Source organism: Peredibacter sp. HCB2-198 (assembly GCF_045999315.1).
In the GTDB taxonomy this organism is placed as follows: Bacteria; Bdellovibrionota; Bacteriovoracia; order Bacteriovoracales; family Bacteriovoracaceae; genus Peredibacter.
In genome coordinates, this window is the sequence record NZ_CP174607.1 from 2,712,379 (window position 1) to 2,738,926 (window position 26,548).

23 protein-coding genes and 2 pseudogenes are annotated in these 26,548 nt (G+C 43.4%); 16 read left to right on the forward strand and 9 right to left on the reverse strand.

Annotation, left to right across the window (positions count from 1 at the left end; all coding sequences use genetic code 11):
• A complete protein-coding gene (locus ACJVC5_RS13750) occupies positions 1–759 on the forward strand; it encodes a dienelactone hydrolase family protein (protein ID WP_408096101.1) in 759 nt (252 codons plus the stop codon).
• 6 nt (positions 760–765) lie between these two features.
• Here the strand turns inward: ACJVC5_RS13750 and ACJVC5_RS13755 are convergent, their stop codons facing one another.
• Positions 766–963: a hypothetical protein gene (locus ACJVC5_RS13755; RefSeq protein WP_408096102.1), complete on the reverse strand. Its 198-nt coding sequence runs from the start codon at positions 961–963 to the stop codon at positions 766–768.
• A gap of 351 nt (positions 964–1,314) precedes the next feature.
• Here ACJVC5_RS13755 and ACJVC5_RS13760 point away from each other — a divergent pair, with 351 nt between their 5' ends.
• A complete protein-coding gene (locus ACJVC5_RS13760; RefSeq protein ID WP_408096103.1) occupies positions 1,315–1,455 on the forward strand; it encodes a hypothetical protein in 141 nt (46 codons plus the stop codon).
• Positions 1,456–1,480: 25 nt separating this feature from the next.
• Here the strand turns inward: ACJVC5_RS13760 and ACJVC5_RS13765 are convergent.
• Positions 1,481–2,921, reverse strand: a pseudogene (locus ACJVC5_RS13765) (FumA C-terminus/TtdB family hydratase beta subunit).
• A 186-nt stretch (positions 2,922–3,107) separates the two neighbouring features.
• On the opposite strand from ACJVC5_RS13765, the gene ACJVC5_RS13770 reads away from it, so the two are divergent.
• The 4 genes from ACJVC5_RS13770 to ACJVC5_RS13785 all read left to right on the forward strand — a co-directional run bounded on the left by ACJVC5_RS13770 (position 3,108) and on the right by ACJVC5_RS13785 (position 5,744).
• A complete protein-coding gene (locus ACJVC5_RS13770; protein ID WP_408096104.1) occupies positions 3,108–4,151 on the forward strand; it encodes a chromate transporter in 1,044 nt (347 codons plus the stop codon).
• Between the two features lie 90 nt (positions 4,152–4,241).
• On the forward strand, positions 4,242–4,688 hold the full coding sequence (locus tag ACJVC5_RS13775) for an Hsp20/alpha crystallin family protein (RefSeq protein ID WP_408096105.1): 447 nt from the start codon (positions 4,242–4,244) through the stop codon (positions 4,686–4,688).
• A 126-nt stretch (positions 4,689–4,814) separates the two neighbouring features.
• Positions 4,815–5,270, forward strand: coding sequence for a hypothetical protein (locus ACJVC5_RS13780; RefSeq protein WP_408096106.1), 456 nt, complete (start codon positions 4,815–4,817; stop codon positions 5,268–5,270).
• A gap of 228 nt (positions 5,271–5,498) precedes the next feature.
• Positions 5,499–5,744, forward strand: a complete 246-nt coding sequence (locus ACJVC5_RS13785) for a hypothetical protein (protein ID WP_408099244.1) — start codon at positions 5,499–5,501, stop codon at positions 5,742–5,744.
• Positions 5,745–6,030: 286 nt separating this feature from the next.
• Here the strand turns inward: ACJVC5_RS13785 and ACJVC5_RS13790 are convergent.
• Both ACJVC5_RS13790 and ACJVC5_RS13795 read right to left on the reverse strand, forming a co-directional pair.
• A pseudogene (locus tag ACJVC5_RS13790) lies at positions 6,031–7,143 on the reverse strand (S8 family serine peptidase); the annotation flags it as partial.
• 83 nt (positions 7,144–7,226) lie between these two features.
• A complete protein-coding gene (locus ACJVC5_RS13795) occupies positions 7,227–7,817 on the reverse strand; it encodes a YceI family protein (RefSeq protein ID WP_408096107.1) in 591 nt (196 codons plus the stop codon).
• Between the two features lie 114 nt (positions 7,818–7,931).
• Between ACJVC5_RS13795 and ACJVC5_RS13800 the strand changes: the two genes are divergently transcribed.
• The 8 genes from ACJVC5_RS13800 (at position 7,932) to ACJVC5_RS13835 (ending at position 16,778) form a co-directional block, all read left to right on the forward strand.
• Positions 7,932–8,795, forward strand: coding sequence for a LysR family transcriptional regulator (locus ACJVC5_RS13800; RefSeq protein ID WP_408096108.1), 864 nt, complete (start codon positions 7,932–7,934; stop codon positions 8,793–8,795).
• 7 nt (positions 8,796–8,802) lie between these two features.
• Positions 8,803–11,631, forward strand: a complete 2,829-nt coding sequence (locus ACJVC5_RS13805) for a hypothetical protein (protein WP_408096109.1) — start codon at positions 8,803–8,805, stop codon at positions 11,629–11,631.
• A complete protein-coding gene (locus ACJVC5_RS13810) occupies positions 11,618–12,580 on the forward strand; it encodes a class I SAM-dependent methyltransferase (protein WP_408096110.1) in 963 nt (320 codons plus the stop codon). Before ACJVC5_RS13805 ends, ACJVC5_RS13810 begins: the two co-directional genes overlap by 14 nt.
• Positions 12,556–13,569 (forward strand): hypothetical protein, encoded by a 1,014-nt coding sequence (locus ACJVC5_RS13815; protein WP_408096111.1) that lies wholly within the window; start codon positions 12,556–12,558, stop codon positions 13,567–13,569. The genes ACJVC5_RS13810 and ACJVC5_RS13815 overlap by 25 nt, the downstream gene beginning before the upstream one ends.
• A complete protein-coding gene (locus ACJVC5_RS13820; RefSeq protein WP_408096112.1) occupies positions 13,569–14,780 on the forward strand; it encodes a threonine/serine ThrE exporter family protein in 1,212 nt (403 codons plus the stop codon). The genes ACJVC5_RS13815 and ACJVC5_RS13820 overlap by 1 nt, the downstream gene beginning before the upstream one ends.
• A 123-nt stretch (positions 14,781–14,903) precedes the next feature.
• The gene (locus ACJVC5_RS13825; RefSeq protein ID WP_408096113.1) at positions 14,904–15,596 is read left to right on the forward strand and encodes a hypothetical protein; all 693 of its coding nucleotides are present in this window, start codon (positions 14,904–14,906) and stop codon (positions 15,594–15,596) included.
• Between the two features lie 122 nt (positions 15,597–15,718).
• The gene (locus ACJVC5_RS13830; protein ID WP_408096114.1) at positions 15,719–16,030 is read left to right on the forward strand and encodes a hypothetical protein; all 312 of its coding nucleotides are present in this window, start codon (positions 15,719–15,721) and stop codon (positions 16,028–16,030) included.
• 247 nt (positions 16,031–16,277) lie between these two features.
• The gene (locus ACJVC5_RS13835; RefSeq protein WP_408096115.1) at positions 16,278–16,778 is read left to right on the forward strand and encodes a hypothetical protein; all 501 of its coding nucleotides are present in this window, start codon (positions 16,278–16,280) and stop codon (positions 16,776–16,778) included.
• Positions 16,779–16,811: 33 nt separating this feature from the next.
• Here ACJVC5_RS13835 and fadA read toward each other — a convergent pair whose 3' ends face one another.
• From fadA to ACJVC5_RS13850, 3 genes are all read right to left on the reverse strand, one after another.
• Positions 16,812–17,978, reverse strand: a complete 1,167-nt coding sequence (gene fadA, locus ACJVC5_RS13840; RefSeq protein WP_408096116.1) for an acetyl-CoA C-acyltransferase FadA — start codon at positions 17,976–17,978, stop codon at positions 16,812–16,814.
• A 12-nt stretch (positions 17,979–17,990) separates the two neighbouring features.
• A complete protein-coding gene (fadB, locus tag ACJVC5_RS13845) occupies positions 17,991–20,135 on the reverse strand; it encodes a fatty acid oxidation complex subunit alpha FadB (protein WP_408096117.1) in 2,145 nt (714 codons plus the stop codon).
• Positions 20,136–20,201: 66 nt separating this feature from the next.
• Complete coding sequence (locus tag ACJVC5_RS13850; RefSeq protein WP_408096118.1) at positions 20,202–20,681, reverse strand: glutathione peroxidase; 480 nt, start codon at positions 20,679–20,681, stop codon at positions 20,202–20,204.
• An 84-nt stretch (positions 20,682–20,765) separates the two neighbouring features.
• Here ACJVC5_RS13850 and ACJVC5_RS13855 point away from each other — a divergent pair, with 84 nt between their 5' ends.
• Complete coding sequence (locus ACJVC5_RS13855) at positions 20,766–21,404, forward strand: tRNA-uridine aminocarboxypropyltransferase (RefSeq protein WP_408096119.1); 639 nt, start codon at positions 20,766–20,768, stop codon at positions 21,402–21,404.
• Positions 21,405–21,608: 204 nt separating this feature from the next.
• On the opposite strand, the gene ACJVC5_RS13860 is transcribed toward ACJVC5_RS13855, so the two are convergent.
• Positions 21,609–22,313 carry a sigma-70 family RNA polymerase sigma factor gene (locus ACJVC5_RS13860; RefSeq protein ID WP_408096120.1) on the reverse strand — a complete coding sequence of 235 codons (705 nt, stop codon included), beginning with the start codon at positions 22,311–22,313 and terminating at the stop codon, positions 21,609–21,611.
• A 268-nt stretch (positions 22,314–22,581) separates the two neighbouring features.
• Here ACJVC5_RS13860 and ACJVC5_RS13865 point away from each other — a divergent pair, with 268 nt between their 5' ends.
• Positions 22,582–26,124 carry a hemagglutinin gene (locus ACJVC5_RS13865; protein ID WP_408096121.1) on the forward strand — a complete coding sequence of 1,181 codons (3,543 nt, stop codon included), beginning with the start codon at positions 22,582–22,584 and terminating at the stop codon, positions 26,122–26,124.
• Here the strand turns inward: ACJVC5_RS13865 and ACJVC5_RS13870 are convergent.
• Positions 26,121–26,357, reverse strand: a complete 237-nt coding sequence (locus ACJVC5_RS13870; RefSeq protein ID WP_408096122.1) for a hypothetical protein — start codon at positions 26,355–26,357, stop codon at positions 26,121–26,123. The genes ACJVC5_RS13865 and ACJVC5_RS13870 overlap by 4 nt on opposite strands.
• Positions 26,358–26,548 lie beyond the last annotated feature (191 nt).

Below are 26,548 nucleotides of genomic sequence, written 5' to 3' on the forward strand. Positions count from 1 at the left end.
ATGAAATTTTTATTCTTACTTCTTTTACCAGTTGTTGCGTTTGCTAAAGTCAAAACAGAGAAGTTCACTTACGAGAAAGACGGAGTGAAGATGATCGGAACATTGGCCTATGATGATAAGTTTAAAAAACCGCTTCCAGCTGTGGTGATTTTTCCAGACTGGATGGGAGTAGGTGAGTACACAGAGATGCGTGCCAAACAAATCGCTGAGATGGGATATGTCGCTCTTGCGGCCGACATTTATGGTGATGGTAAACGCGCGGCCGATGTGAAAGAGGCCATGTCTTTAGCAGGAAAATATCGTGATGGTGATCGTGCCGAAATGAGAAAGCGCGTGAACGGTGCTGTTGAAGCTTTTGCAAAAGACAAGCGTGTGAACAAAGACAAAATGGTGGCGATCGGTTACTGCTTTGGTGGTACGGCCGCTTTGGAACTTGCTCGCTCAGGTGCTCCGATTAAAGGAGTGATCTCTTTTCACGGAGGTCTCAATACAAAAGTTCCTGCGACTGAAATGAAGGCCCGAGTTCTTGCTCTTCATGGAGCGGATGATCCATTTGTTCCGGCGCAAGAAGTGATGGATTTTCAGGAAGAGATGAGAAAAGCGAAAGCTGATTGGACGATGGTTTCTTATGGAAACGCGGTTCACTCTTTCACACTGAAAGATGCGGGTAATGATAATTCAAAGGGTGCTGCTTATAACGAAAAAGCGGATCAGAGATCTTTTGAAGAGATGAAACGATTCTTTAAAGAGACTCTGTAATTAAAATTAAGCTGCTCTGGACTTGGATGCTTCTGAGTCCAGAATGGTGATCATGGCCTGTGCGTAGAATTCTATGATGGCCTCTAGCTTTATACAGTAATATTCGTTTTTGGCCTTTTCGGTCGGAAAGTGTTTCTTTGAGACTTCGTCATTTAATTCCGTTAAAAGTTTTTCTTTTAAATCAAATAATTGATGAAAGTCCATAGTGGCCCCGCTTCTGAGGTATTATCGGACTATTTTCTCTAAATCTTGAATGACCTTCCTCCAGAGGACCCTGGCAAGATTAGCAGCATCAAGTCTCTCTCATTAATTTGAGGTGTTTTAGATAACTCATCGATTAACTTCGATAAATATTGCTCTCTATCTTTGTATTCCTTAATTAAGAGAATCACTTTCAGTCTCTGAGGTTCAAAAGGTCTATCAAAGTCGCCGAACTTATAGGAATGTTTCAAATTTGAGGCAATTCAATCGTATTTATTGATAAAAAGGTTCCAAGTTTCAATAGTTTATCAAAACTTCCGATGAGGTCTTATAATAGCTAAAAGCGAGGTCTCTATGCGTTTATTACTAGTATTAGTTTTAGGATTTAGTTTTGCGGCCTATGGCCAGAGAGTGAAAGAGAACATCAAGCAGCAGTCGGGTGAGCAGTCAGAATCTTCTGTAAAACCAGTTAAGAAAAAACCAATCAGAAAATAAAAAGGGCCCATAAGGGCCCTTTCTTTTATAGCACTTCTTTTAGAGCTTCTTTCGATTGCGCCTCAACTTCTTTATGAAGTGAGTTGCCGTGAGCATCCATTGTCACCACCACAGGAAAGTCTTCAACTGACATTTCCCAGATGGCCTCTGGAAGACCGAATTCTTCAAGGTAAAGACCATCAACTGATTTGATCTTCTCTGCAAGAACCTGAGCAGCACCACCAACAGCGTGGAAGTAAACGCAGCCATATTCTTTACAAGCATCAAGGGTCTTCTGGCCCATGCCACCTTTACCAATCACACCAACGATTCCGTGATCACGGATCACTTCCCATTGATATGGTTCCTCACGAATAGAAGTCGTAGGCCCCGCGGCCGTTACAGTCCATTTCTTCGTTTTCTTATCTTGAAGAGTCACTGGACCACAGTGATAAATAATTTGGTTTTTAAGATTCACTGGAGATTTTCCACCATCGTGAAGGTACTTGTGAACGGCATCACGGCCAGTAAAAAGTTTACCCGTGATAAGAACCATGTCTCCCACTTTAAGTTCACGAACTGCTTCTGGAGAAAACGGATAAGATAGTTTTTTCATATTAGTACAACCATTTTTTAATTGTGTTTTTCTTAGCATCAAGCACCACACCCTGACGGCGGAATGCCCAGCACATGTATGAAATTGAAACGAAGAATGAAGCTGGAACACGGTTAGCGTGAGTCATCTTACAAGAGATAAGAGTCGTCTTACCACCGAAGCCCATAGGCCCGATTCCTAGTTTATTACAAGTCTCAACGATCTCTGATTCTAGTTTCGCGAGTTCAGGAATTGAGTTCTTATCATCAAGTTTACGAAGAAGTTGTTTTTTAGCAGCGTAAGCTGAGTCAGCACGGTCACCACCGATACACACACCTAGTGCGCCTGGACCGCAACCTTTACCTTGGGCCTTATAAACGGCATCGATCACAACTTTACGAACGCCTTCTAAATCACGGCCAGCACCCAGAGTGGTGTCTGGAAGAGAGTATTGAGCAGAAACGTTTTCGCAACCGCCGCCTTTAAGCACGAGTTTTACTTCAACGTCTTTACCTTTCGTTTCATAGAAGTGAATTGAAGGGTGGCCTTCACCAAGGTTTGTCCCTGCGTTTTCACCAGTCAGAGAGTTTACTGAGTTCTGACGGAGGTAACCTTTTTGAGTTGCCTTAACCACGGCCTTCTTGATGAGTTCTTTGAAGTTGTTCTGGAAGAATCCAGGAGGGTGGTAGACGAAGAAAATCACCGTACCAGTGTCCTGGCAAAGTGGCTGAGACTTAAACTTCGCTAGATCCATATTATCTTTGATGATGTTCATGGCATAAGAAGCAGTTGTGTTCTGCTCTTCCTGAGAACGGGCCTTCATCAGAGTTTTTGCAACGTCATCAGGTACAACTGTTGAGGTAATGCGGATGAGTTCAAGAAGGGATTCGATGGTTTGTGTTTTGGGATCTAGTTTTTTTGCTGCGGGAACTTTTTTAGAGAGGACTTTTTTTACTGGTTTCTTTGCCACGGCCTTTTTTATAGGGCGCTTAGTGGCCACTTTCTTAGTCATAAATATCTCCTGTCATGTGGCTACATTTTAGTCGTAAGAGAGTCTTTTTTGAAGGAAAATCCTTATATGGAAATTTCTCTCGCCAGAGTTTTTTTGAAATTAGGTGTCCTCGGTTTTGGAGGGCCGGCCGCCCATATTGCCATGATGCGCACCGAAGTAGTTGAGAGGCGTGGCTGGTTGACGGAGAAGGAGTTTTTGGACCTGTTAGGTGCCACAAACTTGATTCCTGGACCGAACTCTACGGAGCTGGCCATTTTTATCGGGCATAAGCTAGGCGGATGGAGAGGGCTCCTGATAAGTGGAATTTGTTTTATCCTGCCGGCGTTTCTGATCGTTTTATGTTTTGCGGCCCTTTACCAGCAATATGGTCAGTTGCCGAACACCGCCGCCATTTTTAATGGTATGAGACCGGTAGTGGTGAGTGTGGTTGTTCTGGCCCTTTGGAAGTTAGGGAGAACAACGAAAAAGACAGGAATCGCCCTGTTAATACTTTCCAGTGTTCTTATTTATTTGGGTGTTCATGAGCTGTTAGTGATTTTTCTTTCTGGTCTCTTCATGGGACTTTTCAAAAAATCCTTATCACAGAAAAATTCTTTATCTCTTGAACTCTTTTTGTTTTTCTTGAAAGTGGGGTCTGTCCTATTTGGAAGTGGTTATGTACTTCTGGGTTTTCTACAGAAAGAATTGGTTGAGAATCATAAGTATCTCACTAGCACGCAATTACTTGATGCAATCACTGTTGGACAAGTTACTCCTGGACCGGTTTTTACCACGGCCACTTTTATTGGGTACATCATCAATGGATTTGAAGGGTCATTGCTTTCAACCATTGGTATTTTTCTTCCTTCATTCATTTTTGTGGCGTTAGTTTTTCCTTTCATCACTCGTCTTAGAAATTCTGAGTTCTTCTCTCACTTCCTGGATGGAGTAAATTCAGCATCACTGGGACTCTTATTAGTGGTCGTCATACGACTGGCCTTGGAGAGTTTTACCGGACCACTGACTTTGACCATTGCTGTCATTGCCTTCGGGATTTTGTATCGTTTTCAGAGTATAAATTCCGCTTACTTAATAATCTCTGGCGGCGCTCTCGGATATTTCTTTCTATAATTTTTTTTCTTCTTAACCTTGACGAAAATGAAATGCCTCCCATCTTGTAAGCAAGAAAGGAATACAAAAATCACCTACTAAGGAGGCACTATGTATCATTTCGAACTAAAACCGAATCGCACTCACAATCAATGGGAAAGAGAATTCGAGAAACTTTTTGATGTCTTCTCAAAAGAAGATCTATACGCTCCGGCCTGTGAAATCCTCGACGAGGAAAAATCATATAGCATCAGTCTGGATATTCCAGGTGCCACAAAAGAAGACATTAATATTGAAGTGAAAGATAATCATCTCTACATTTCCGGTGAACGAAAATATCACGGAAAAACTGACAAGGACTACGTTCTCCGCTCTGAACGTCGTTATGGAAAGTTTTCACGGGTGTTTAGTTTGCCTAAGAATGTAAACCCAGACGCTATTGAGGCCAGATTCGAAAACGGAGTCTTGGATCTGACCCTTCCTAAGGAAGAAAAATCCCAAACGCGTAAAATCGCGATTTCAGATTGGTCTAAAGCAGGGACCGAACTGAAAAGTTAATTCTCCTCCCATGAAAAGGGGCCCCATGATGGGGCCCCTTTTTTTTCTTCACCAAATCCAAACAAACAAGTCGTTTTTCCTGTCATATAAGCTCCTGCATTAAACCTACCCAACAGGAGTTCTCTCATGAAAAAGCTTCTCGTTATCTTTTCTCTCGTTCTCTCAAGTCTTTCTATTGCTGGTCCGGAAGATCACATTCCGGGAGCTGTTTATACGACTAAATCAAAAGTTCCTTACTATCTCATGGAGCTTGTTTTTGATACGGCGGTCGTGACTCCAGATTTAAGAACACTGGTTCTTGATGCTCGTTATGGAAACTTCTTTGGAGATTTTAAAGTGACTAACGTTATCTTTAAAACTGAAGACGACATGGTCATCACAGCAGAAAAGGTCCTGTTTGAAAAATGGGAAGGCGCTTGCAGTGATGCAGAGAAGGCAGTTGCAACTGTTAAGGCCGTTTCTAATATCACTCACGGAATTGATCCTAAGGCGATGCAAATTTCGGTTGAGTACTGGTCGACAAACGATAACTGTCATAACCACGGGCAGACTGAAACTCTCAAATACGAATTAAAACAGTAATCTTGCACCGGCCCCTTTTCAGGGGCCCTTTTTATTTGGAATAATGGACCTCATAAAAGTGAGGTATCTATGCACCAAATGCACGCCGTTTATCAGGGTGACCTTCGTACTGAGGCCCTACATTTAAATTCAAACAACATCATCTATACGGATGCTCCAAAAGATAACCAAGGTAAGGGAGAAGCATTTTCACCAACAGATCTTCTATCAACATCATTGGCAAGCTGTATGCTGACCATTATGGCGATGAAGGCGCGGACTCTGGGGATTGAGCTTCAGGGAGTGAAGGTTCTGATTGAGAAGAAGATGCAGCCGGCCCCTCGGAAGGTGTCGGAGATTGTTCTACACTTTGACTGGCAGGGACTGGATCAGCGGATTTCACCTGAACATCTGGCACAGTTGAAGGAGGCGGGAGTGACGTGTCCTGTGGCGTTGTCACTGGATCCTTCTGTGAAGAAGACTCTGGTTTGGTAGGAGCTGGGGCCGTCGTCGGCTCCTCTGGCTCATCAACTTCCTGAGGTGTAATTACACTTGGGAATGTTTCTAAGACTTTCTTTTTCATTTCCTCCGGAGTCACGGCCGGAGGAAGTCCACCAATGCTCACATGATCTTCCATAGGAATAAGACCTGATTTCCCAAGCTGAATCGCCTGATCAATGGACATGTCTTTCGAAAGAAGTGCGGCCTTAAGGGCATGGTGGTTATTAGCAATCGAACCTGAAATCATTTTATCATTCAAGTGAGCTTTCTCGTCTCCCGTCTCTAAAATAATGCGTTTGATATTAGCTGGCGTGAGCTTCGGATTCGTATTCAGAATTTGGGCCGCGAGGTTTGAGATGTAAGGAGCGGCCATTGAAGTTCCGCTGGCCGGAGAGTAAAGATCACTGCCGTCCTGAGAGTAGACCTTAGGAACGATTGAAAGAATCGCCACTCCCGGAGCTCCAATATCAACTGAGGCCCTGCCAAAGTTAGAGAAGGTCGCCAGATAGTCACCGTTCATCGCCGCCACAGTAATGGCATTTGGAACTTTGATACGCGAAGGGTAGTGATGATATTGATCATTGTTAAGCCCAGAGTTACCGGCCGAGAAAACAAACAAAATATTCGGATGACGAAGCATGGTCTTCTCACCACGGCGATAAAGTTCAGCGAAGTAATTGTTGGTATAATTTAAGAGACGAGGCTCATCAATTTCTTTTCCAGTGAATTCTTTATAGCGCTCACGGAATTTGGTCATGATGTTTTTAAATGTGATTCCATAGGAACCATTCACCACTTCGATTCGCTTATGAGAAACGTAACGACAGATCTTAGTGAACTTCTTTGAAACCCGGTCCAGGGAGTTCTTAATATCTTCTTCGAACTTCTCATCTGGAGTTTTGGCCGTAAGAGGTGCTTGACCCTCTTTTGTATTGTCTTCCACCACCACCACTGGGTTAGGGATGTTAAGACCTCGAATTGGGAAGATGGAAATGTTCTCACCTTCACGAAGAGCAATTCCTGCCACGAAAGTTCCGTGAGAATGCTTTTTGAACATTCGCACTTTTTCCATGAAGGCCTTGTCTGCGTTCTTCTTTTTGTACCATTCGAACTCTTCCATCGAGAGACCTTCTCGGTGGCCCTTGGCCCGAAGAGTTCGGTATAGAAGAACTTCCTGAATATCAGACTTATCTTCAATCACAGGCTTTTTTAAATGTGAGTTATCGAAGAAGTCCCAACCTTGGAAATCAATCGCTTCCTCATCAGTTTCTTTTTTAAGGATTTTTGGCTTCAGGTAATCGTGATCCAGATCGAAACCAGTGTCGATAATGGCAATAGTCGCGCCGTAACTCGCGTTCGCAAGGAATAAAAGAAATAGGGCCAAACGGATCATGAGAGAATTGTAATGGGAAAGAAGCAGACTTTCGAGAAGAAAAAGGGCCCCAGATTTGGGGCCCGATTAGACGGATAGAGAAATTATTTTTTAGCCGTAAGATCAATTGCTAGAGTAAATTCGTCGTTAATTGCCTTGTCACCAAGACCTTTAATGAATGAACCTGAACCGTAAACTAGGCCCCACTTAGTGCGGTTGATAGTTACGTTTGATTTACCAGTTACACCAGCATCTGTCTTTTTAAGGTCAGTCACTAGGAAAGTGATTGGGTTTGTCTTACCTACGAAAGTAAGGTCACCAGTAACTTCTAGGCCTTTTGCAGTCTTCTTAGAATTCTTAATAACGATTTTCGCTTCAGGGTATTTAGCAACATCGAAGAAGTCAGCAGACTTGATGTGGCCAATATATTTAGCGTTTGTATCTTTGTCAGTAAGGTCAGTGCTTGTGATTGAGTTCATATCAACAACAACTTCACCACCAGTGATTTCTTCACCTTGGAAAGTAAGGTTACCGCTTTTCGCAGTTACGTTACCAGTGTGCTGACCAGTAACTTTTTTACCAACGTAAACGATCTTAGTAGCTGCAGAGTCTACTTTGTAAGTCATCGTCATAGGTTTGTTTTGAGCAAACGCTGTCGTAGAGAATGCAAGGGCAACGGCCAATAATGTTTTCATATAAACTCCTCAGTTTGATGAACATTAGTTTTTTGATGCTTCCATGATGAGGGCATTTCTGATAAAAAAAAAGACAGTTTTTTTGATAAACTATATAAGAATAAATTATACGCTATGACTTTTGACCAAGTGCTTGTTTTTCATAAGATTGTCCAGTCCGGTAGCTTCAAACAGGCTGCTGCAGAGTTGCATAAAACTCAACCAGCTATAAGTTTGTCGATAAAGAAGCTTGAGGAGGAAATGGAAGTTGATCTTTTTGATCGGAGTGGATACCGACCGGAGCTTACTGAACATGGTAAGGCCTTTTATGAAAGATCACTTAAAGTGCTTCAAGGCATGTCCGAATTAGAGGGACTCTCGCAAAGTTTTAGAAAACAACAAGAACCTGAGATATCTATATCGGTGGATGGAATTTCTCCGCTGCCAAAATTACTCCACATCTTCAAGAGCTTTGGTGAGAAACACCAGAACACAAAACTCAATCTTACTTTCGATGTACTAAGTGAAATTGAACGTCGAGTTTTAGAAAGAGAGTCTCAGATTGGGATCACTCATTTTATTTCTGATCGAAACGCCCTGGAAGTTGTTCCGGTGACTACCGTCAAGATGGTTCCGGTGATGAGTAAGGAGCTTTTCAAAGAACGAAAGGTCAAAAATCAGAACGATCTTCTAGAGATTGATCAGATCGTAATCGGAGACAAAAATCCTCGGGGTGCGAGCTTCGGACTTCTGGATGAAGGAAGAAAGTGGCGTATCAACGACAATAACTTTAAACGCGACATTATCTTTGCGGGTCTCGGTTGGGGGCACTTACCTGATCATTCGATCGGGAGAGAGCTTACAGAGAAAAAACTCGTGGTCCTGGAGTTTGAAGACATTCATCCTCGTGAACTTGTTATTAACCTTATTCGACATAAGCGCCATCAACTAGGAGTTGTGGCCAACCTTTTGTGGGAAGAACTTAAAAAGAATTGTTAGGAAGTCTATGCTGAAGTTTTTGTTCCTGTTGCTCTTAAGTTTCTCGGCCTTTGCTCAAATTGAGGCCCCATTTGCCATTGTGGATTATAACCAAAACCCTTCAGACATTGAGTGGAAACACATTGTTACTGAACACTTCGATATTATTTTTCCAGAAGAAGTGGAAAAGGACGCTCAAAGAGTGGCCCATCTTTTAGAGAAGGCCTATCCCTATGTGACTCGTTCAATGGAAGTTCTTCCTCCAAAAATTTCTTTGATTTTACAAAACCAATCGGTGGTTTCTAATGGTTTTGTGACCCTCGCTCCAAGAAGATCCGAGTGGTACTTGTCACCCGCCATTGATCCAGCGTTAACAAACACTGAATGGCTAAAAACTCTTTCGGTGCATGAGTTTCGTCACGTGGTTCAGTTTCAGAAGGGGAAAGAAGGTTTCAACAAGTTTTTAAATATTATTATGGGTGAAGGCGGCCAGGCACTGGGTCTTGCTCTCACCATGCCACCTTGGTTCTTTGAAGGTGATGCGGTCGGAATCGAGACGGCCCTGACAAAGGGTGGTCGCGGAAGACTTCCGGTTTTTGAGAGAGATCTTCGGACTCTTTTACTCTCTGGCCAGAAATGGGACTATGATAAGGCCCATCTTGGCTCGTATGAGGACTATGTTCCGAACCACTATGTGTACGGCTATTTTTATACATCGTGGTTAAGAAATAACTATGGTGACTTGTTTCTTTCAAAGCTTGCGAGTCAATCGGCCGAGACAAGTTGGAATCCTCTGAGTTTTTATCGCACAGTCGATAAGATGACCCATGAGAAGTTTGAGGACTTTTACTGGGAGGTCATGAAAGATCTGATTAAAGAGTGGAGGTCAAGAGCTGATGCTTTGACTCCAACTCCTTATGATGTAAAGACCTTGGGAAAACGTTTTGGCTGGACCAACTATCTGTTTCCTCAGACAACTGAGGACGGAAAAGTGGTGGCCCTTAAAAACGGACTCTCATTCTACGACCGCTTTGTCTTAATTGATGGTAAAAAAGAAAAGACACTCCTTTATCCTGGTCCACTGGCCAATGAATATCCTTTCAAACTTCGCGGCGGAAAACTTGTTTTCCTAGAACTGGAAGTTGACCCGCGCTGGGGATACCGCAACTTTAATAAGCTCAAAGTCTATGACCTGAAAGAAGATAAGATTACTGTTTCAAAAGGTCATACCAAATGGAGAATTGCCATCCCTGATCATCAAGGGAAGAAGATCCTGGCGGTGGAATGGGACGAAAATCAAGGCCAGTTCATTGTGGTTTTAAATCACAAAGGCAAAGAGATTCAACGAGTGCCGTATCCAAAAAATGAAGTGATCACATCTCTGGATTGGTTAAGTGATTCAGAAATCATTGTGGTTCAAAAAGACTACAATGACATGAAGTCCATGATTCAGTTGAATCTCGCGACATCTGAAAAGACCTATCTGATTGATAAGGCCGTGAATAACATTGGTAACGTGGCGGTAGAAGAGGGGCACATCCTGTTTGAGAGCCCGCAGTCGGGTATTGATAACATCTGGCTTTATACCAAAGAGGGAACTCGTCAGATCACCAGTGCTTTGTTTGGTGCTTACGCTCCCACTCTTTCGAATGGAAAACTTATTTACAATGATTACACCGCAAAAGGGATGAACGTTGTTCAGAAGTCTCTAAGAATGGATGAGGAGCAGAAGTCTGAGAACAGCTTCTATCCCATTTATGAAAAGTTTGCCATGAACGAGAACGGTCATAGTTTTGAGAGTGAGCTTCTTGAGGCCAATGAAGAACTGAAAAGTTCAAAGTATTCAGAACCCGCCCATTCTTTAAATCTTCACAGTTGGCTTTTACTTGCTCCTCCACTTGGTGCTGATGTGACTGTCATTGGTTACTCTCAGGACGTATTAAATAAATTCTACCTCTCTGGTGGTGGTGTTTATAACCTGAACGAAAAAACAGTCACGGGCTTTGTGACCTCAAGCTGGTCTCACTTGTATACGGTTTTTGATATTCGTGCGGCCTATGGTGGAAGACGCCAGGACGTAACGGTAAGTGGTAAAGAGATCGAAGATAAGTGGGAAGAGGGAACGGCCGATGTCGGAGTGTCGGTTCCTTGGAAGTATATCCAGGGCCGCTTCATGCACAACTTCTCTATCAGAGGTTTTGCTAAAATCATTAAAGTCACAAATAAGATTTCAAATGATCTTACTGAAGTTAACGACGGGGCGCTGTATTCTCCAGGTGCGGAGTTTAATTACTCAGTGGTTTCTAGAATGTCCCGTAGGGACTTAAACCCAGAGTGGGGATTCGCACTTGCGGGCCATATGGAAGATGGGAAGGACATTACCGGTGTAGATCAGAAGGGAAGTATTCGCTCTTTGGATTCACGTTTTTATCTTCCAGGATTCTGGCACCATCATTCCTTCTTTCATCAACTTGCCTATGAAAGACAAAAAGACAATTTCTATCAGTATTCGTCTTTCATCATTTACCCACGTGGGACAAGAAGTGTCTTCCTGCAAGAGTTTACGAAGTATTCCGGAAACTACATGATGCCGCTTTTTTACCCTGATTGGCACTGGTCACGTTACTGGAACTTGAAGCGAATTAACCTTAACCTCTTCTATGATGAACTCACCGGCCGCTATCAGAATACTCATTACCGAGCGGCCTCTACCGGTTGGGAGACCATCTTTGAGATGAACTTTCTCCGCCTGGCCTATCCTATTAGTGTGGGTCTAAGAGGAAGCTATATTTTAGAAGGTCGAGAAAAAAGTAATAACTATGAGCTCTTCCTCGCCACGGTCCTTGGAACATTTTAAATTTGATCATGATGCCATTGAGGCCCTTGTAGAATCCAGAAACGGTTCATACAAAGGCCTCAACCAGGCCGCCCTCTATACTTCACGTGAAGACTTTCAATCTATTTTTTCTCATCCATTAGTCACTGGTACTTTTGTTGATTTAGGTTGCGGGACCGGTGAGGGGTGCCTCTTGTATAGTTGGCTTTATCCCGAGCGCTCTGCGATTGGTGTGGATTTTGAGCAGAGTCGCATTGAGGCGGGCCTCAAAATGAAAGAAGAGTTAAAACTTGAACAAGTGTCTCTTTTTCGACAAGACCTTCTTCACTCCAACATTCCCCGGGGTGACACCTACTTTTTGTATTTTCCTACGGGAATGGTCTTAGACCGAATTTTAAATGAACTCTATCAATCAAGTCACGACTTTCGGATCGTGGCGATTGAGTCCCATGGTGATTTGTTTTCACGACTCGAGAAAGAGAACTGGCTGAACCTTGTGGCGGAAATTCCTCTCAAAAGTGAAAGACACCATCCCATGGCCCATATTTACGAGAGGACCTTTAAACCCCGAGACCCTTCTTTGTTGCCTTTTAAGTTAAGTTTCTTGAGGGCCTTCCTCCTTATTGAGGAAAATGACTACGCTTGGCTAGGGGAGTCCTATGGAATGGAGTGGACCTTTGAGGATCGGTTTGAGCTTTTGACCCCTCCAAGAACGATCCACTGGAATCAAGTGAAAGAGGTTTTAAGTTTTGATCAGGTGGATGTTAAGTTTCAAAGGGCACTGGAGCTCCGCCAACTAGGGGAAGTGACCGTCAAAACTCTGTCATCAGAGTTTAAAGGCCATATTCGTAAAGTTATTGTGAGGCCCACCTTTCATCTGGAAATATCAAGTGGGGAAAAGGTAGAATGGAGTCACATTGTGACAATCACACAGGGATCTATTCTATGCTACGACTCCTCTTCTGTTTAATTTTCCTCTCGGCCTGTTCTATGGGAACAATTCAAAAGGGTGGCGAAGAACGCTACGTTTATGATTCCCGCAGCGAATACACGAAAGAAGATCTGGTTGAGCTGGCCCCTAAAATTGTGACGACTTCACAGCGTGATCCACGTGTGGGGAAATTGGATGAGCTTTTTGGGCACGGCCAAAGGCCCCTAAAGCGCATTGGGATTGTGATTTTTGAAACGTCCATTCAACCTACACTGGGTGGTCTTGCCAATGACGATAAGGTCTTTATGTCGGACGCAGGAAAACAGCTTCTGACAGAAAAATACTTAAGTATCTGGGAACAAAGTCTGCCGGTACTCGCTCCTGACCTTGACCTTGTAACAACTGCAAAAATAAAAAAGACCAAGGCCCTTCATGCTTATGGCCAGCAAGTTCCAAACTATATCAACTCTCGTAGAACTGCTCTTATGCCGGATGATATCTTTTATCTGGAGAAGGGTAAGAAAACCTCTAACGCTCTGGTGTTCAACCCGCGTGGCATGAGAGATCTTTCTTTCTTATTGGTACCGGCCACTGAACTGATGGGAGGACCTAAGTGGTCTGAACACAATAAGTCATTTTTAAATGACCTGGTTAAAGAGCTTAAGCTCGATGCGGCCATTATCATTATGAGTAAAACAAGTTGGACTGCCGCTCATATTGAGAAAAACTCAGGAGCCATTATTCCGGAAGAGATTGAAGTTAAAATCTCGGCCTCAACTCTTTTACCGCTTGGTCTTTATCACGAGCGTTTAGAGAAATTAGGCAACAAGGAAAAGACCGACGTGACTCTTTGTTATCGTTCATATGAAGCACAAATTAAAGTTCCGGCACTGATCTCAGTAGATCCGGCCGATCAGAAGTTTGAGACCATTGAGAAAGAAATTGTATCACCTCTTCTTAAAACCTATACAGATCTCACTCAGATGACGTTGATTCGTCTCACTGAAGATCTGAAAAAGACCTGGTAATGGAAAAAAAAGAATTTCAACGTAAAGTGAAATTCATTCTTCGATTTGGACGTGCCCTCCACGCGGTGGGGTCGCCGGCCCATACCATCGAAGGAACCATGCAAGACATGGCCCAGCTTCTGGGTCTTCGCGGGAGTTTTATCTCTCAGCCGACCGCCATTCTCTCATCTTTTTCGGATGGAGAAGAAGAAGTCACAAGAATTGAACGAGTAGAGCCAGTGGGAGTGAACTTAGGAAAACTCTCTAAGGTCGACACCGTCGCAAAAGAAGTTATTCAGAACCAAATTACTTACGAAGAAGGCTACGCCAGACTGGATGAAATCTGGAGCATGAAAGATCCATATGGAAAACGCTGGCACCTGATTTATTTTTTGTTCTCGGCAGCGGGATTCATGGTTCTCTTCGGAGGAACTTGGGGAGACTTCATCGCAAGCATCACAGTTGGTGTTTTGATGGGAGCGATGTCGATCATGCGTCCTATCGGACTTGTGGCCCAGCTCTTTGATGCGATTGTTGCGGTGGTGGCCTCGTTGGTCACTTATCTTTTAGCGAAACTTATTCCTGGTCTCAATATTGGTGTGATCATTTTATCGAGTCTCATCATTTTTATGCCGGGACTTTTTATCACCATCGCCATTGCCGAAATCGCGACTCAGAACCTGGTTTCAGGAACTGCGCGACTCGTGGGTGGGGTGATGATTCTTTTGAAGCTCACCTTCGGGGTTTTCATCGGAAGTAAGATCGCGAGCTGGTTTCATTATCCTTCGCTGGATATTCATTTCGCGGTCATTCCTTGGTGGATCACTTTTGTGACTCTTCCTCTCACGGCGGCCATGGCCAATGTAAACTTCAAGACCAACCGTGATGACTGGAAATGGGTGACCATCGCCGGTATCTTCGGATTCCTTTGTTCAAAACTGGGAGCAAAATATCTCGGTCCTGAGCTTGGTATGTTCTTTGGTGGTGCTTGTGTGGGGGCCATGAGTAATATCTTTGCTCGTCTTAAAAATAAACCTTCGGCCATTTTCCAATGGCCAGGAATCATTCTGCTTGTTCCCGGATCAGTGGGGTACCGCAGTCTCAGTTTCTTGTTTGAGAGAGATGTATTAGGAGGGCTAGAGACGGCCTTCACGATGATTACACTTGCTCTGGCGCTTGTGGTGGGAGTGTTCTTTGGTAACATTCTGATTAAACCTCGTCGTAGTATGTAAGTGGTCCTATCTAAATAAAGCGAACATTTTTGCCCGCTTGATGCGATACGCGTCGTAGGGGCATACTGACTGTATGGGTGTCCATGGAAGGATCCTCGCTTAGTCTTTAACCAGGATGGTGTAATGGCGAAGCTTATTTGGGTAATGTGCCTTTTCATGTTTTTCGTAAGCTGCAATCAGAATCCTGACTGTCAAAATCAAGATTCTTCGATTCAAAAAGCAGAATCAACTCCACCAACAACCGCTGCATGTCCAGTTCCTGATCCGGAACCAGAAATTCCCGAACCAGATCCAGATTTAGGAGAACTTCCTCATGAGGCCCTGATCTTTGAGACCCGAGCGGACCTCACAAACTTTACTGTTGAAGATGAAGAGAAGGTCCAGAAGGCCTTTGAGATCATTAAAAAGGTCGTGGGTTCAGAGGAATTCAGAAGCAGGGTGATTCATTTCACTTATCAAGGGAAAAAACAATTCGTTGATAACAAGGGCATGACCAATGCCGAGATTTATCAGGCGGTCCTTGATGGTAGGGAAGACCTAAAACCTGAAGTGGATCATGAAATGGATTTAGAGTTGGAGCTGTACTACTCCTGGAGAAACACTGTTGGATACACAACTCCGAATGCTCTTAGAATCTACATGAACACGAAATTTTTCAATCCCTATACGCCAGCGCAGGTTGCTGGGAACGTTTTCCATGAATGGACCCATAAGCTAGGATTTGATCACGATACAAATTATTCTGTATCAAGAGACTCTTCAGTTCCTTATGCTCTAGGATACTTGATGGAAGAATTAGGCAAGCAATACGAATAAGAAACCTGCGTGGTTAAATGCCACGCAGATGTTTCATATCTTTCTCTAAGAAATCAATTTTTCATTCCTAACTCTGGCATCGTTTGTGCTTTAAATAATCCCGTGTAGTTCGAGGAGGATTTATGGGCAATCAAAACAATCAAGAACATTCGTCTTTTTATGATCAGGCCGATGGTAAATTCAATGAGGCCATTGAAAAAAAACAACCCCTTCGTCGGGGAGTGATGGAAGATGAAGAAAGTGATTTCAGTGACGAAAGAACTCAAAGTGCTGGTGGGGTAGATCCTGATCAGCAAGTGAGAGAGACTGAGGACGCTTCTCTTCAGGATGAATCTTATTCATTTGATGAGCAGAACACTGACAATGAAGAGTATCATGATGCCAGTGGTGCTGAAGACATTGACTTAGATAATGATGATGACTTCATCCAGTAATGAGTGTTAGCAAGGCATTACGTTTAATTCTTCAGTTAAGCTTTAGATAAATGATTTTGTGCATACGTAATGCCTTCTTAAGAGACTTCTTAAAATAATTCATATGCTTTCTGCAGAATGAAAAATCATGACAGTCTGTCCTCCGCAAGATTTGCTTTGCTTCAAACAAAAATTGTAAGAATTATGATAGTGAATTTTTGTTTTTTCTTGATAGCGTGCTCCCGTCATTATCTATCAAGGAGAAAATATGAAATTCGCATCCCTGTTAGTTCTTATGGCCCTCGCAGCCGCCTGCGGAAAAGAAGGTGGAGGAAGTGGGAGATCTTCATTGGCCGCTGGTCAGCCAGGCGTGTGTAGCTTAAATGGCCGCTCAGTTGCTTGTGAATCCATTCAAGGGGCCGATGGACTAGGTGTTGATCTGTTAGAAACCATGGTTGATGTTCCCGTCCAGGTGAATGATTCAGAAATTCAATTTATGGGTGATAAAGAATCACTTACTCAGGGCCGACGAATTGAATGTCGAACCAATGTGAGAAGTGGTGAAGTCTATCGTTATACCCTTCAAGGTGACAGTCTTCATCTGAGCACTGAAAGTGAATCATATGCGCTGACTCGTTTGAATCCAGGCAGTGGATTGGCCGGCACTTGGGTGTGGAAAGGTTATGTGGACAACGGAACACACATCATCCGTCAGTTTTCATTTTTAGGAAACGATCGTTTAATTATTAGAACTAACTGCGAATTGTAGAATATAAAAGGGCCCTTCACGGGCCCTTTCTTTTTAATTTAAATTTTCGATAACAGTAGCAACACCCTGACCTAAACCAATACACATTGTGGCCAATCCATACTTCTTGTTGTTTTGACGAAGTTGGTGAGCAAGTGTCCCTGTGATTCGAGCACCAGAACAACCAAGTGGGTGCCCAAGAGCAATCGCACCGCCGTTAAGATTTACTTTTTTGTCCATAACATCCAATAGACCTAGATCTTTGATCACTGGGATGGATTGAGCAGCGAAAGCTTCGTTAAGCTCGATGATGTCCATTTGATCCATCTTAAGACCTGCACGTTCAAGGGCCTTTCTCGAAGAGGCCACCGGACCGTAACCCATGATCGAAGGCTCGCAACCAGTACTTGCCATGGAAACGATTCTTGCCATTGGTTTGAGACCCAAAGCTTTGGCTTTATCTTCCGACATAATAAGAACCGAAGAGGCACCATCAGAAAGAGCAGACGAGTTACCGGCCGTTACTGTTCCGTTTTTAGGATCGAATACTGCAGGAAGTTTTCCCAAAGTCTCAACTGTCGTTTCAGGACGAATCACTTCATCTACTGAAATCATGGAAGGAACACCTAGATCATCGTGACCAGGAGTTGCGACGATTTCATCCTTAAAGCGACCTTTAACAGTAGCTTCGTGGGCCTTGCGGTGAGAAGCAGCGGCGAATTCGTCTTGTTGAAGACGAGTCACCCCGTGCATGCGGCCAAGTAGTTCTGCCGTGAGACCCATTGAACCCGCGCCCTTAGAAGTTGTCTTTGCCAGAGCAGGGTTAAAATCCACCCCGTAAGTCATTGGTACGTGGCCCATATGTTCGACGCCACCACAAAGGAAAATGTCACCTTGGCCCGACCAGATGCCTTGAACTGCCATGTGGATGGCGGTCATCGAAGAACCACAAAGACGGTTCACGGTTTGGGCCGAAACAGTCTTAGGAATATCTGTCAAAAGTTGAGCGTTACGACCAATGTTGTAACACTGCTCAAGAGTTTGCTGAACACATCCCCAGATGATGTCTTCGATTTCAGCAGGATTAACTTTTGAATTACGTTTTAGAATCTCACGCATGAGATGGGCCGAAAGTTCTTCAGCACGAACGAAGCGGAAGTTTCCGGCCTTCGATCTTGCCATCGGCGTTCTAACTGCATCAATAATTACTGCATTCTTCATATACTTTACCTCTTAATAATAAGTTTTATTTTCTGCTGCCAGACCCTTCATGAATGGCGTGAAGTCATACATGTGGCCGATGGATTGATACTTCTTAGATTCTTCTTCAAGCCTCGAAAGTCCAATCGTGTCAGCATACTTTAGGGCACCAGCGCGGAATGGAGGGAATCCAAGACCAAGCAGAAGACCCATATCCACTTCCACTGGAGTGTTAACGATTTTATCTTCCAAACAGCGAGATGATTCAGTGATCATCGGAATCATCATACGCATCACGATTTCTTCATCAGTGACGTCGGTTTGTTTCTTCACCACTGTTTTAATGAGTTCATAAACGGCCGGGTTTACTTTTTTAACCGGTTTACCTTTCTTATCAATTTCGTACTCGTAGAAACCGAGACCATTTTTTTGACCCAAACGTTTGTTCTCGTACATGACTTCCATCACGTTCTTAGATGTGTAGGCCATGCGATCAGGAAAGGCATCGGCCATGATTTTTGCCGCATGCACGCCCGTATCAATACCAACCACGTCGATAAGATAAGCAGGACCCATTGGCCATCCAAATTTTTCCATCACCTTATCAATTCTTTGGAAGTCCACACCATCTTCGATGAGGTGAGCGAAACCTTTAAAGTAAGGGAAGAGAATTCTGTTCACCAGGAAGCCCGCGCAGTCATTCACGACAATTGGAGTTTTACCCATTTGAACCGCATAGTTTACCGCTTGAGCAATGGTTTCTTCAGAGCTCTTGGCCCCTCTGATGATTTCAACCAGAGGCATACGGTGAACTGGGTTAAAGAAGTGCATGCCGCAAAACTTCTCCGGACGAGCAAGGCCTTCCGCTAGTTTTGTAATTGAGATGGTTGAAGTGTTAGAGGCAAGGATTGTCTCTGGAGAAGTCGCCTTCTCAACCTCGGCCAGAACAGACTTCTTCACTTTTTCATTTTCTACCACGGCCTCCACTACGAATTGAGTGGCACCAAAGTCGGCGTAAGAAAGTGTCGGAGTGATCTGAGCAATGACCTTCGCCATTTTTTCAGGAGTCATTTTTTTGCGTTCAACTTCTTTCAGAAGAAGTTTTCCGGCCTCATTCATACCAAGGTCGAGTTGCTCATGTTTGATATCTTTCATGAGAACGGGAGTTCCTGTAGAAGCTGATTGGTATGCGATACCACCGCCCATGATCCCAGCACCAAGAACCGCCCCCATTTGAGTTGGTTTTGCGTTCTTTGTGACTGATTTAGAAACTTTTTTAAGATATTGGTCACCCAGGAAGACCTGAGTTAAGCATTCTGCAGTTTTAGTTTTGGCACAAACGGCGAATGTTTCACCTTCTAGGGCAAGTGCTTCGTCACGATTCATGCGGGCCGCTTTCTGCATGGTCTCTACGGCCTTTACAGGAGCAGGGTAGTTAGGGCCCGCCATGGCAGCAACGAATGCTTTCGAGCCATCAAAGCTCATGGCCGATTCAATTTTATCTAATTTAAGAGGGGACTTCTTCTGAGCAACGCGAGCTTGCCAATCCATTTCGCCGGCAATTGCTTTTTCTAGAAGTTTAAGACCTGCTTCTTCAAGTTTAGCGTCTTCGATAATTCCGTCGATGGCACCAAATTTAAGGGCCTCTTCCGCTTTGTAGTGTTTGGCACCTGTGATCCATTCGATGGCGTGATCGGCACCGATGAGACGAGGAAGACGAACAGTTCCGCCCCAACCAGGGATGATTCCAAGTTTTGTTTCTGGAAGACCCATCGCTGCTTTTGGAGAGGCAAGACGGTAGTCCATGGTAAGAGTGATTTCGCAACCACCACCAAGAGCGAAGCCATTGATCAAACAAACTTTTGGATAAGGAAGATCTTCATAGCCATTGAAGATTTTATTGATGCTTGCGATCCAGGTTTTCATTTCATCTTCAGTCTTTTTGAAGTGACTCAAGAATTCAGTAACGTCTGCGCCGAATACGAATCCGCTTGCCTTACCTGAAGTGAAGAGAAGACCACGGGCCTTTTGTTTTTTGATCACTTCAAGCATCTCACCTAGTTCTTTAAGGGCGAGAGCATTGAAGACGTTTGTTGATTGATCTTTCAGATCAAACACAACTTTTAAAATATCATTTGGGAGAGTTTCAAGGCGGAATGCCTGACCGTTAAATAACATAGATACTCCTTCATCAGAAATAGAAATATTGTACTCTGACGAAGGAGAAATATCTAAAAGAGAATACTAGAGTAGTTTGGACAAATCCTTCTTGATGTCTTCAGGCTTATCGTTCGGTGCATAGCGCTTAACCACTTGTCCTTCGCGATTCACGAGAAACTTTGTGAAGTTCCACTTAATCATTCCGGTTCCCAGAAGACCTTTCTTCTCTTGCTTCAAAAATTGATAGAGAGGAGCAGCATTGGCACCATTCACATCAATTTTGGCAAATAAAGGAAATTTAACATCGTAAGTGAGTGAGCAAAAGTTTTTGATTTCTTCGGCGTCTCCAGGTTCCTGGGCCCCGAACTGATTACAGGGGAAACCAAGTACCACCACATTGTCTTTTAGGTCTTCGAAAAGTTGTTCGAGACCCTGATATTGGGGAGTAAAACCACATTTACTGGCCACGTTTACGATCAAAAGGAATTTTCCCTTGTATTGAGAAAGGGAAACGTCCTTTCCATCAATATCTTTAACTGTGAAATCGAAAACAGATTGTGCCATATGAACTCCTTTCTTGTTAAAGCTTATGCCCTCGATTAGGATTTGGATAGTTTACACATTAAAGAATCTGACAAAAAAAGTTCTATGAGTACGAGAAGAAACGGAAATCCTAATCGCTGTCCCAAATGTCGAATCAATCAAGAGCTCTGCGTTTGCGAACATCTGACACCCTTTGATATTGCCAGTCATGTTTCTTTGGTGGTTCATGTTCGTGAGTTAAAACTCACTTCGAATACTGCTCAATTTGGACCTCTAATGCTGCCTGAGAAGGCAAAGATTGATATTCGCGGAAGAGTGTTTGAGACCTTTGATGCTAAGCCGATCCTCGAGCGTCCTGGACGCCCTTTGTTTTTATATCCACATGATGATGCTCTAGAACTCAACGATGACTTTAAAACAAAATACCCTGGCCCCTATAATCTTATTATCCCTGACGGTAATTGGCAGCAGGCCCGTAAGGTAAGGCAGCGCGAAGAAGGTTTTAAAAACCTCATGGCAGTGAAACTTCCTCCGGGGATCACATCTCAATATGGTCTAAGAAAGGCCCAGCATGCGGAATGGGTTTGTACCTATGAGGCCATGGCCCATGCTCTTGGTGTGCTAGAAGGTCCGCATGTCACTGAGAAGCTCATGACTTTTTTTAGGAAGTGGGTGAGACAGACTGAAAGAGCTCGCGCTGGGGAGTTTAATTCTCGTGGGATAAAAATTGATGCCGGCGAATAGTCGCTCGATTTGTACCTTTCCTTTATTCACTCTTTTGGCAAAGGTAATAGTGAGGGACCTCATTCCTTTTGTGACCCATATGCGCTCCTTGAAAGAGGCATATATAAAACATGAATCTTCTAGTTAGGAGTCATGGAAACATGCGTAGGTTAGATTTTGCTAAAAAGAAGGGGCGCACCCGAAGGCAGACCCCTTGTGAAAATTTTAAGCGGCAAGAATATCGATCTTCTGATTCTCAATATGATTCTTAAGCATATCCAGGGCCTCAGCGTGAAGCTGACAAATACGGCCTTCAGATAGATTCACAACTTTTGAGATCTCAAAGAAGTTTAAGTCCTCAAAGTATTTCAACGTCACAATCAATCTCATCGTGCGAGGAAGTTCATCCATCACCACTGAGAGAGTTTTCTTTAACGAGTAGTTTTCAAACTCAGAGTTTTCTAGATTACCTTTCGAAACTGTTTCACCTTCCACATACTGCTTAATCGTGTCACCGCTCTCGTATTGCTCAAGGCGGATCATGTCTTTTGATTTAAAAGGCAGAACGTTCGACATCTCAAGAGAAGTAGGAGCGCGACCCAGTTCTTCAGTCAGATTGTTTTTTGCTCTCTTATATTTTTTCTGCTTATTACGCTCAGAACGGGTCATCCAGTCCTGTTTACGTAGCTCATCAATAATTTCCCCACGGATTCTGAACTCAGCGTAGGTTTTAAATTGATTTTGCTTATCTTTCTTATACTTATTCATGGCATCTATAAGCCCGATAATTCCCACCATCACTAAGTCCTCAAATTCTAAGACCTGGTGATATTGATAGTGATAGTGCTTGGCCCAGTAGCGGATGGTGGGCATGAAATTTTTTATGATTTCCTGCCGAGAAGTCTCTTGGGGATTTAGTTTTGGTTCCACAGATGCCTCCGATGAAGTGAGGTCATTGTGCCACAGTATCAGTCGGTTATTATGTGGTCGTTTAGTTTCAACTAGTTAATCCCTTCTCAGAGATTCTTCTTCTCTCTGTCGTTGCCACCTATTCTTGGCAAGTTTCCCTTTGTTTTTAGTCCAATTGCTCCGATATGCCTTATGGAACAAGTACTTAGGACATTTTTAAAAGATGATTAACAGGAACTCTCACTCCTTTATTCTTTGTCTTTTCCTTCTGGTGGCCAGCTGCCGGAATATGATCGAAGTCAATGGAGTGGATGAAAAAGCAGATATCAAGGTGGAGTACCAGGGAATAGAAAATGTTGTCCCTTCCGCTCTCATCACAAACTACCCGGTGAAGGGAAGTTGTCCTTCTATTAAAAGTAATATTGATATCACTCTTGCCGGAAACTCTCAGTCAGTCCCTTGTACATCAAAAAGATTCGAAGCTTTCTTCAACTTATCAGCAGAGAGCGATGGCCCTCTTGAGGTGACTCTTAAAGCTCAATCAGGTGACAAACAAATTTCTAAAAGTGTGACCTTGATAAAAGACACACAAGCTCCGCTTGGAACACTTTCCACATCAGGAATGGGCGCCAGTCTTAGTGGAGACTCTTCACCTCGGATGTTAACGGTCAGTTCGGTTGATACAGATTTCTTTCAATTAAAAAGAAAAGTGATCACTAGTGGCGTATGCGCCGGTCAAGATTTTAGCTCTTCTCCCGTTGAATATCTTTCACCTCTTCCCATGGCAACCACTGTGACTCCAAATGCGTCCAACAAGGTCTGTCTTATTGGTGGGGACAAGGCCGGGAATTGGTCTTCAGCAGTCTTTGAATCTGCCCAGATTTTTGTAGATACCCTTGCTCCTCAATTGTCCTTCTCTCCATCATCTTTCGATGGTGCCTCTTCAACCAGTAAGATGATCAGTTGGTATGTGACTGAAAAAAATCCAAGTGCTACTGAGCAGATGATTTTAGAGTTCTCTCAAGATGGGTCGACTGGTTGGACGGTGTTAGATCAAAGAATCGTAGGGCCCGGTGAACTCTCAAATCAAAACTACACTTACAATTGGAGCATTCCTAATATCACGACGGGGAATGGAAAGCTTCGCCTCACGCTCAAAGATGGAGCGGGACTTGAGCGCATTATTTTAAGTAATGCTGTTATTGATAATCTAGCTCCCACATTAAATTCGATGGTACTTGCCAATGGCGCGGACAATATCGGTCTACCATCTGTTCCTGTTCTCCTTTCAGTGACTCCTTCTCTTTCGAGGATCACCGAGATGAGACTCTCGGAGGACAGTGGATTTGCCGGCGCCTCTTGGATTCCTTATAGCGCGGGCCAGTTTAGTTTTGCCTTATCACAAATTGCCGGACCCAAAACCGTCTATGCTCAGGTAAGAAGTGCGGCGGGGTTTGAAAGTAACGTTGTGAGTGATTCCGCCACACTGGATTTTGGTTCCCCGCCAGATATTAAAATTCTCACTCCAGAAAACACCATGACCTATGCTCCTGGTGCAAACATGACAATCAGTTGGGAATGTACTTCGGCAAGTAGTGCGGGACTTGCGACTGTTCCGATTAAAAGAATTGATTATACGGCCGACGATGGAATTAATTACTTTCCCATCGCCACTGAGCTGACTAATAATTTAGGGCCCACTACTGGCTCTTATGTCTGGAGTGTTCCTTCCGTCACACCTAATGGACAAACCATTACAGTCACGACTCCTTTAAGAATCAATGTCACCTGTGCTTCGGCCGCAGGCGTGGTTTCCAGTGGGGCCTCACAAATTTTAAATAGCGCTTGGAAAATTATTGCAGGGGAGCCGGGTAACATTGATAACAATGTTCACGCCAATGCTGCGTCTTTTTCCCATTACGCCCTTCATGGAGATTCGAACAATATTCTGTATTACACCAGAAAACATGCCCTGATGAAAATTGATCCGGTGACAGGTCTTGTTTCAAGATGGCTCGGTAGTATTGAGAATCGGGGATGTGATCTTGCCTCAGGAGATGTGGGAAGTTTAGATACGCCAGAGATTTTAGACATCACAAATGATGAAATGCTCATTTACTCTGCTTTTTGCCAAAAATTATTTAAGGTAAGAATTTCTGATAAGGCGCTTTTGTGGTCACGTCCTATTTTGATGACCATGCATCGAACCTATGTGAAGACCGGGCATCTTATTTATTATTACGACTATGGCATTTATCTTCTGGATTTAAATTCAATCACTAGCACCTCTCAAAGATTGATTGGTACACCCGGATCTTGTGGAACACTTGGAGCTATTGACTCAGATGCATCACTTTCTCCTTTGACCTGCCCAACTATTGACGTTTATTACCCGGTGATTACTCCTGATTTAAATAAAGTTTGGATCATTTTTAAGGGCACGGATTTTATTCAACTTGAAAAAGACACCGGGGGAGTCTATCGAATCAAACCATCTACTCTCAATGTGGCGACTCCAGTTGTGAGATGTGTACACACGAGTTTTGATGATACAAAATTTTATTGTAAGGCCACTACTCCAGGAAATACCTCAAGGCTCATTAATTATTTTGATTTCGTGAATGGCACTGTCTCACCAAGCTATGGACTTAATACATATGCTCTCTCTACTTCAAATCAGCTCCACATAGGTGCAGGTGTGAACTCCGTTTACGTTCTCTCCACAACGAATGAAGTGTTTGAAATAAAACTTATTAGTAATAGTTTTCAACAGCAGAAGATCGCCGGTAAGGCCTTCCATTCTTATGGAAATGGAACCGATGTCACTAAAACTGCCTTTACAGATATTTCTTCTTTTGTTTATGACGATGTCTTCAATTATATTTATGTTCGAGGTGCTCAGCATATTCGTCGTCTTCACGTGGATGATACTGACCCGCTTGACCCGAAAATTGATAGAGTAGAAACTGCTCTCAATTCGACCCATATTCCTAATAGTATCCCAAATTTCGGTCTTGCTGTTTCTATTAACGGACAGGTCCTTGCCAATACTAAGCAAAGTGGAACCAGTTTGACCTGGATGGGAGTAGACCTCACGACTTGGAACGCTGGTGCTGAAACAGTTGGTGCCTGGACAACAAATTTTTATTGGACTCCCTCTGGTCCTAGTACCTATCCGGCCTTGGGAGAAAGTTTCACAAACCCTAGTACTCACGCCCTTAATAGAACTGTCACGAACTCCATGGGCACCTTTGTTCCAAATGGTAAGTTCTATTTTCCAGCTACTCGTGACATTTTAGAAACACAGGATCTTTGGATTTTTGAATCAGATGGACCTAATGTGAAATCCGTGGCCGGTGCGGATGGTTCAATTGGGTATGAGAGTGGCTCTCACGGCCAGCTTGCTCTTGGACAGAGACTTACTCGTATTAATGGAATTCAAACCGATACAAATGGTGATCTTCTTATTTTTGATAGCTCGAGGCTCAGAAGAATTTCCGTTACGACTGAATCAATCGCCCCAAAAATTTATAACGAAATAGATTTTACGACATTTACTGGATACCCGGGTGATTTAAAGTGGAGTCACGCTTATTACGATGAAAGCACAGGCTGGAGTTACTTTGCCATTCATGAAAATCAAGCAACCGGACAGGCGGCCAAGATCTATGCCGCCCGACAAGCAGAGGGATTTGAGGAAATTCCACTCGATGGTCTATTGATTCGAGGAGTTCGCGAGCGGGACATTTTCTTACAAAAGTCTCCATTGGGACTCATGCTTCTTGATACCAACAAGAAGCGAATCTTAGGAACCTCTCTCAAATCACCTTAGTTCGCTGCTAATTCTAATTCTGCTTCTTCACAAAGAGCTTCTGGAGAAGCGAGCCATTCTACATACTCGTCATACTCCATGATCTCATCTCTGAAAATGACCACGCGCCAATTGGCCTGGCTTTGATCCAGAGATTCAATGTGTTCAGTGTCGAGTAGTTTTTCCTGGATAGAAGAAGGTAGAGAGGAGAAAGATACTTGCCCTTCAAGCCGAAGAATCTTTTTACTTTTCATGAGGTAGTAATGTGGATTCAAGGTTCACCCTCCTGGTGATGAGCGAGGAATAATTCTTTTATTCCCTTCTTAAAAAGATGGTTTCATGGAAAACAGGACTTCACAATAGTCAGCTTTCATTTTTTTTATGAAAGTTTCTTACCAGAGGGAAAAATTACATATTTCCGTATTCAGTACTCAACTTTATGCCC

Bases quoted from the DNA above. Each gene is read 5' to 3' on its own strand.
- ACJVC5_RS13795 (WP_408096107.1), bottom strand. From the start codon at position 7,817: ATGAAAACATTATTGGCCGTTGCCCTTGCATTCTCTACGACAGCGTTT.
- ACJVC5_RS13855 (WP_408096119.1), top strand. From the start codon at position 20,766: ATGAGTACGAGAAGAAACGGAAATCCTAATCGCTGTCCCAAATGTCGA.
- ACJVC5_RS13785 (WP_408099244.1), top strand. From the start codon at position 5,499: ATGCTGACCATTATGGCGATGAAGGCGCGGACTCTGGGGATTGAGCTT.
- fadB (WP_408096117.1), bottom strand. From the start codon at position 20,135: ATGTTATTTAACGGTCAGGCATTCCGCCTTGAAACTCTCCCAAATGAT.
- ACJVC5_RS13800 (WP_408096108.1), top strand. From the start codon at position 7,932: ATGACTTTTGACCAAGTGCTTGTTTTTCATAAGATTGTCCAGTCCGGT.
- ACJVC5_RS13835 (WP_408096115.1), top strand. From the start codon at position 16,278: ATGAAATTCGCATCCCTGTTAGTTCTTATGGCCCTCGCAGCCGCCTGC.
- ACJVC5_RS13865 (WP_408096121.1), top strand. From the start codon at position 22,582: ATGATCGAAGTCAATGGAGTGGATGAAAAAGCAGATATCAAGGTGGAG.
- ACJVC5_RS13825 (WP_408096113.1), top strand. From the start codon at position 14,904: ATGGCGAAGCTTATTTGGGTAATGTGCCTTTTCATGTTTTTCGTAAGC.
- ACJVC5_RS13760 (WP_408096103.1), top strand. From the start codon at position 1,315: ATGCGTTTATTACTAGTATTAGTTTTAGGATTTAGTTTTGCGGCCTAT.
- ACJVC5_RS13850 (WP_408096118.1), bottom strand. From the start codon at position 20,681: ATGGCACAATCTGTTTTCGATTTCACAGTTAAAGATATTGATGGAAAG.
- ACJVC5_RS13780 (WP_408096106.1), top strand. From the start codon at position 4,815: ATGAAAAAGCTTCTCGTTATCTTTTCTCTCGTTCTCTCAAGTCTTTCT.
- ACJVC5_RS13805 (WP_408096109.1), top strand. From the start codon at position 8,803: ATGCTGAAGTTTTTGTTCCTGTTGCTCTTAAGTTTCTCGGCCTTTGCT.
- ACJVC5_RS13870 (WP_408096122.1), bottom strand. From the start codon at position 26,357: ATGAAAAGTAAAAAGATTCTTCGGCTTGAAGGGCAAGTATCTTTCTCC.
- ACJVC5_RS13820 (WP_408096112.1), top strand. From the start codon at position 13,569: ATGGAAAAAAAAGAATTTCAACGTAAAGTGAAATTCATTCTTCGATTT.
- ACJVC5_RS13830 (WP_408096114.1), top strand. From the start codon at position 15,719: ATGGGCAATCAAAACAATCAAGAACATTCGTCTTTTTATGATCAGGCC.
- ACJVC5_RS13815 (WP_408096111.1), top strand. From the start codon at position 12,556: ATGCTACGACTCCTCTTCTGTTTAATTTTCCTCTCGGCCTGTTCTATG.
- ACJVC5_RS13770 (WP_408096104.1), top strand. From the start codon at position 3,108: ATGGAAATTTCTCTCGCCAGAGTTTTTTTGAAATTAGGTGTCCTCGGT.
- ACJVC5_RS13755 (WP_408096102.1), bottom strand. From the start codon at position 963: ATGGACTTTCATCAATTATTTGATTTAAAAGAAAAACTTTTAACGGAA.
- fadA (WP_408096116.1), bottom strand. From the start codon at position 17,978: ATGAAGAATGCAGTAATTATTGATGCAGTTAGAACGCCGATGGCAAGA.
- ACJVC5_RS13750 (WP_408096101.1), top strand. From the start codon at position 1: ATGAAATTTTTATTCTTACTTCTTTTACCAGTTGTTGCGTTTGCTAAA.
- ACJVC5_RS13775 (WP_408096105.1), top strand. From the start codon at position 4,242: ATGTATCATTTCGAACTAAAACCGAATCGCACTCACAATCAATGGGAA.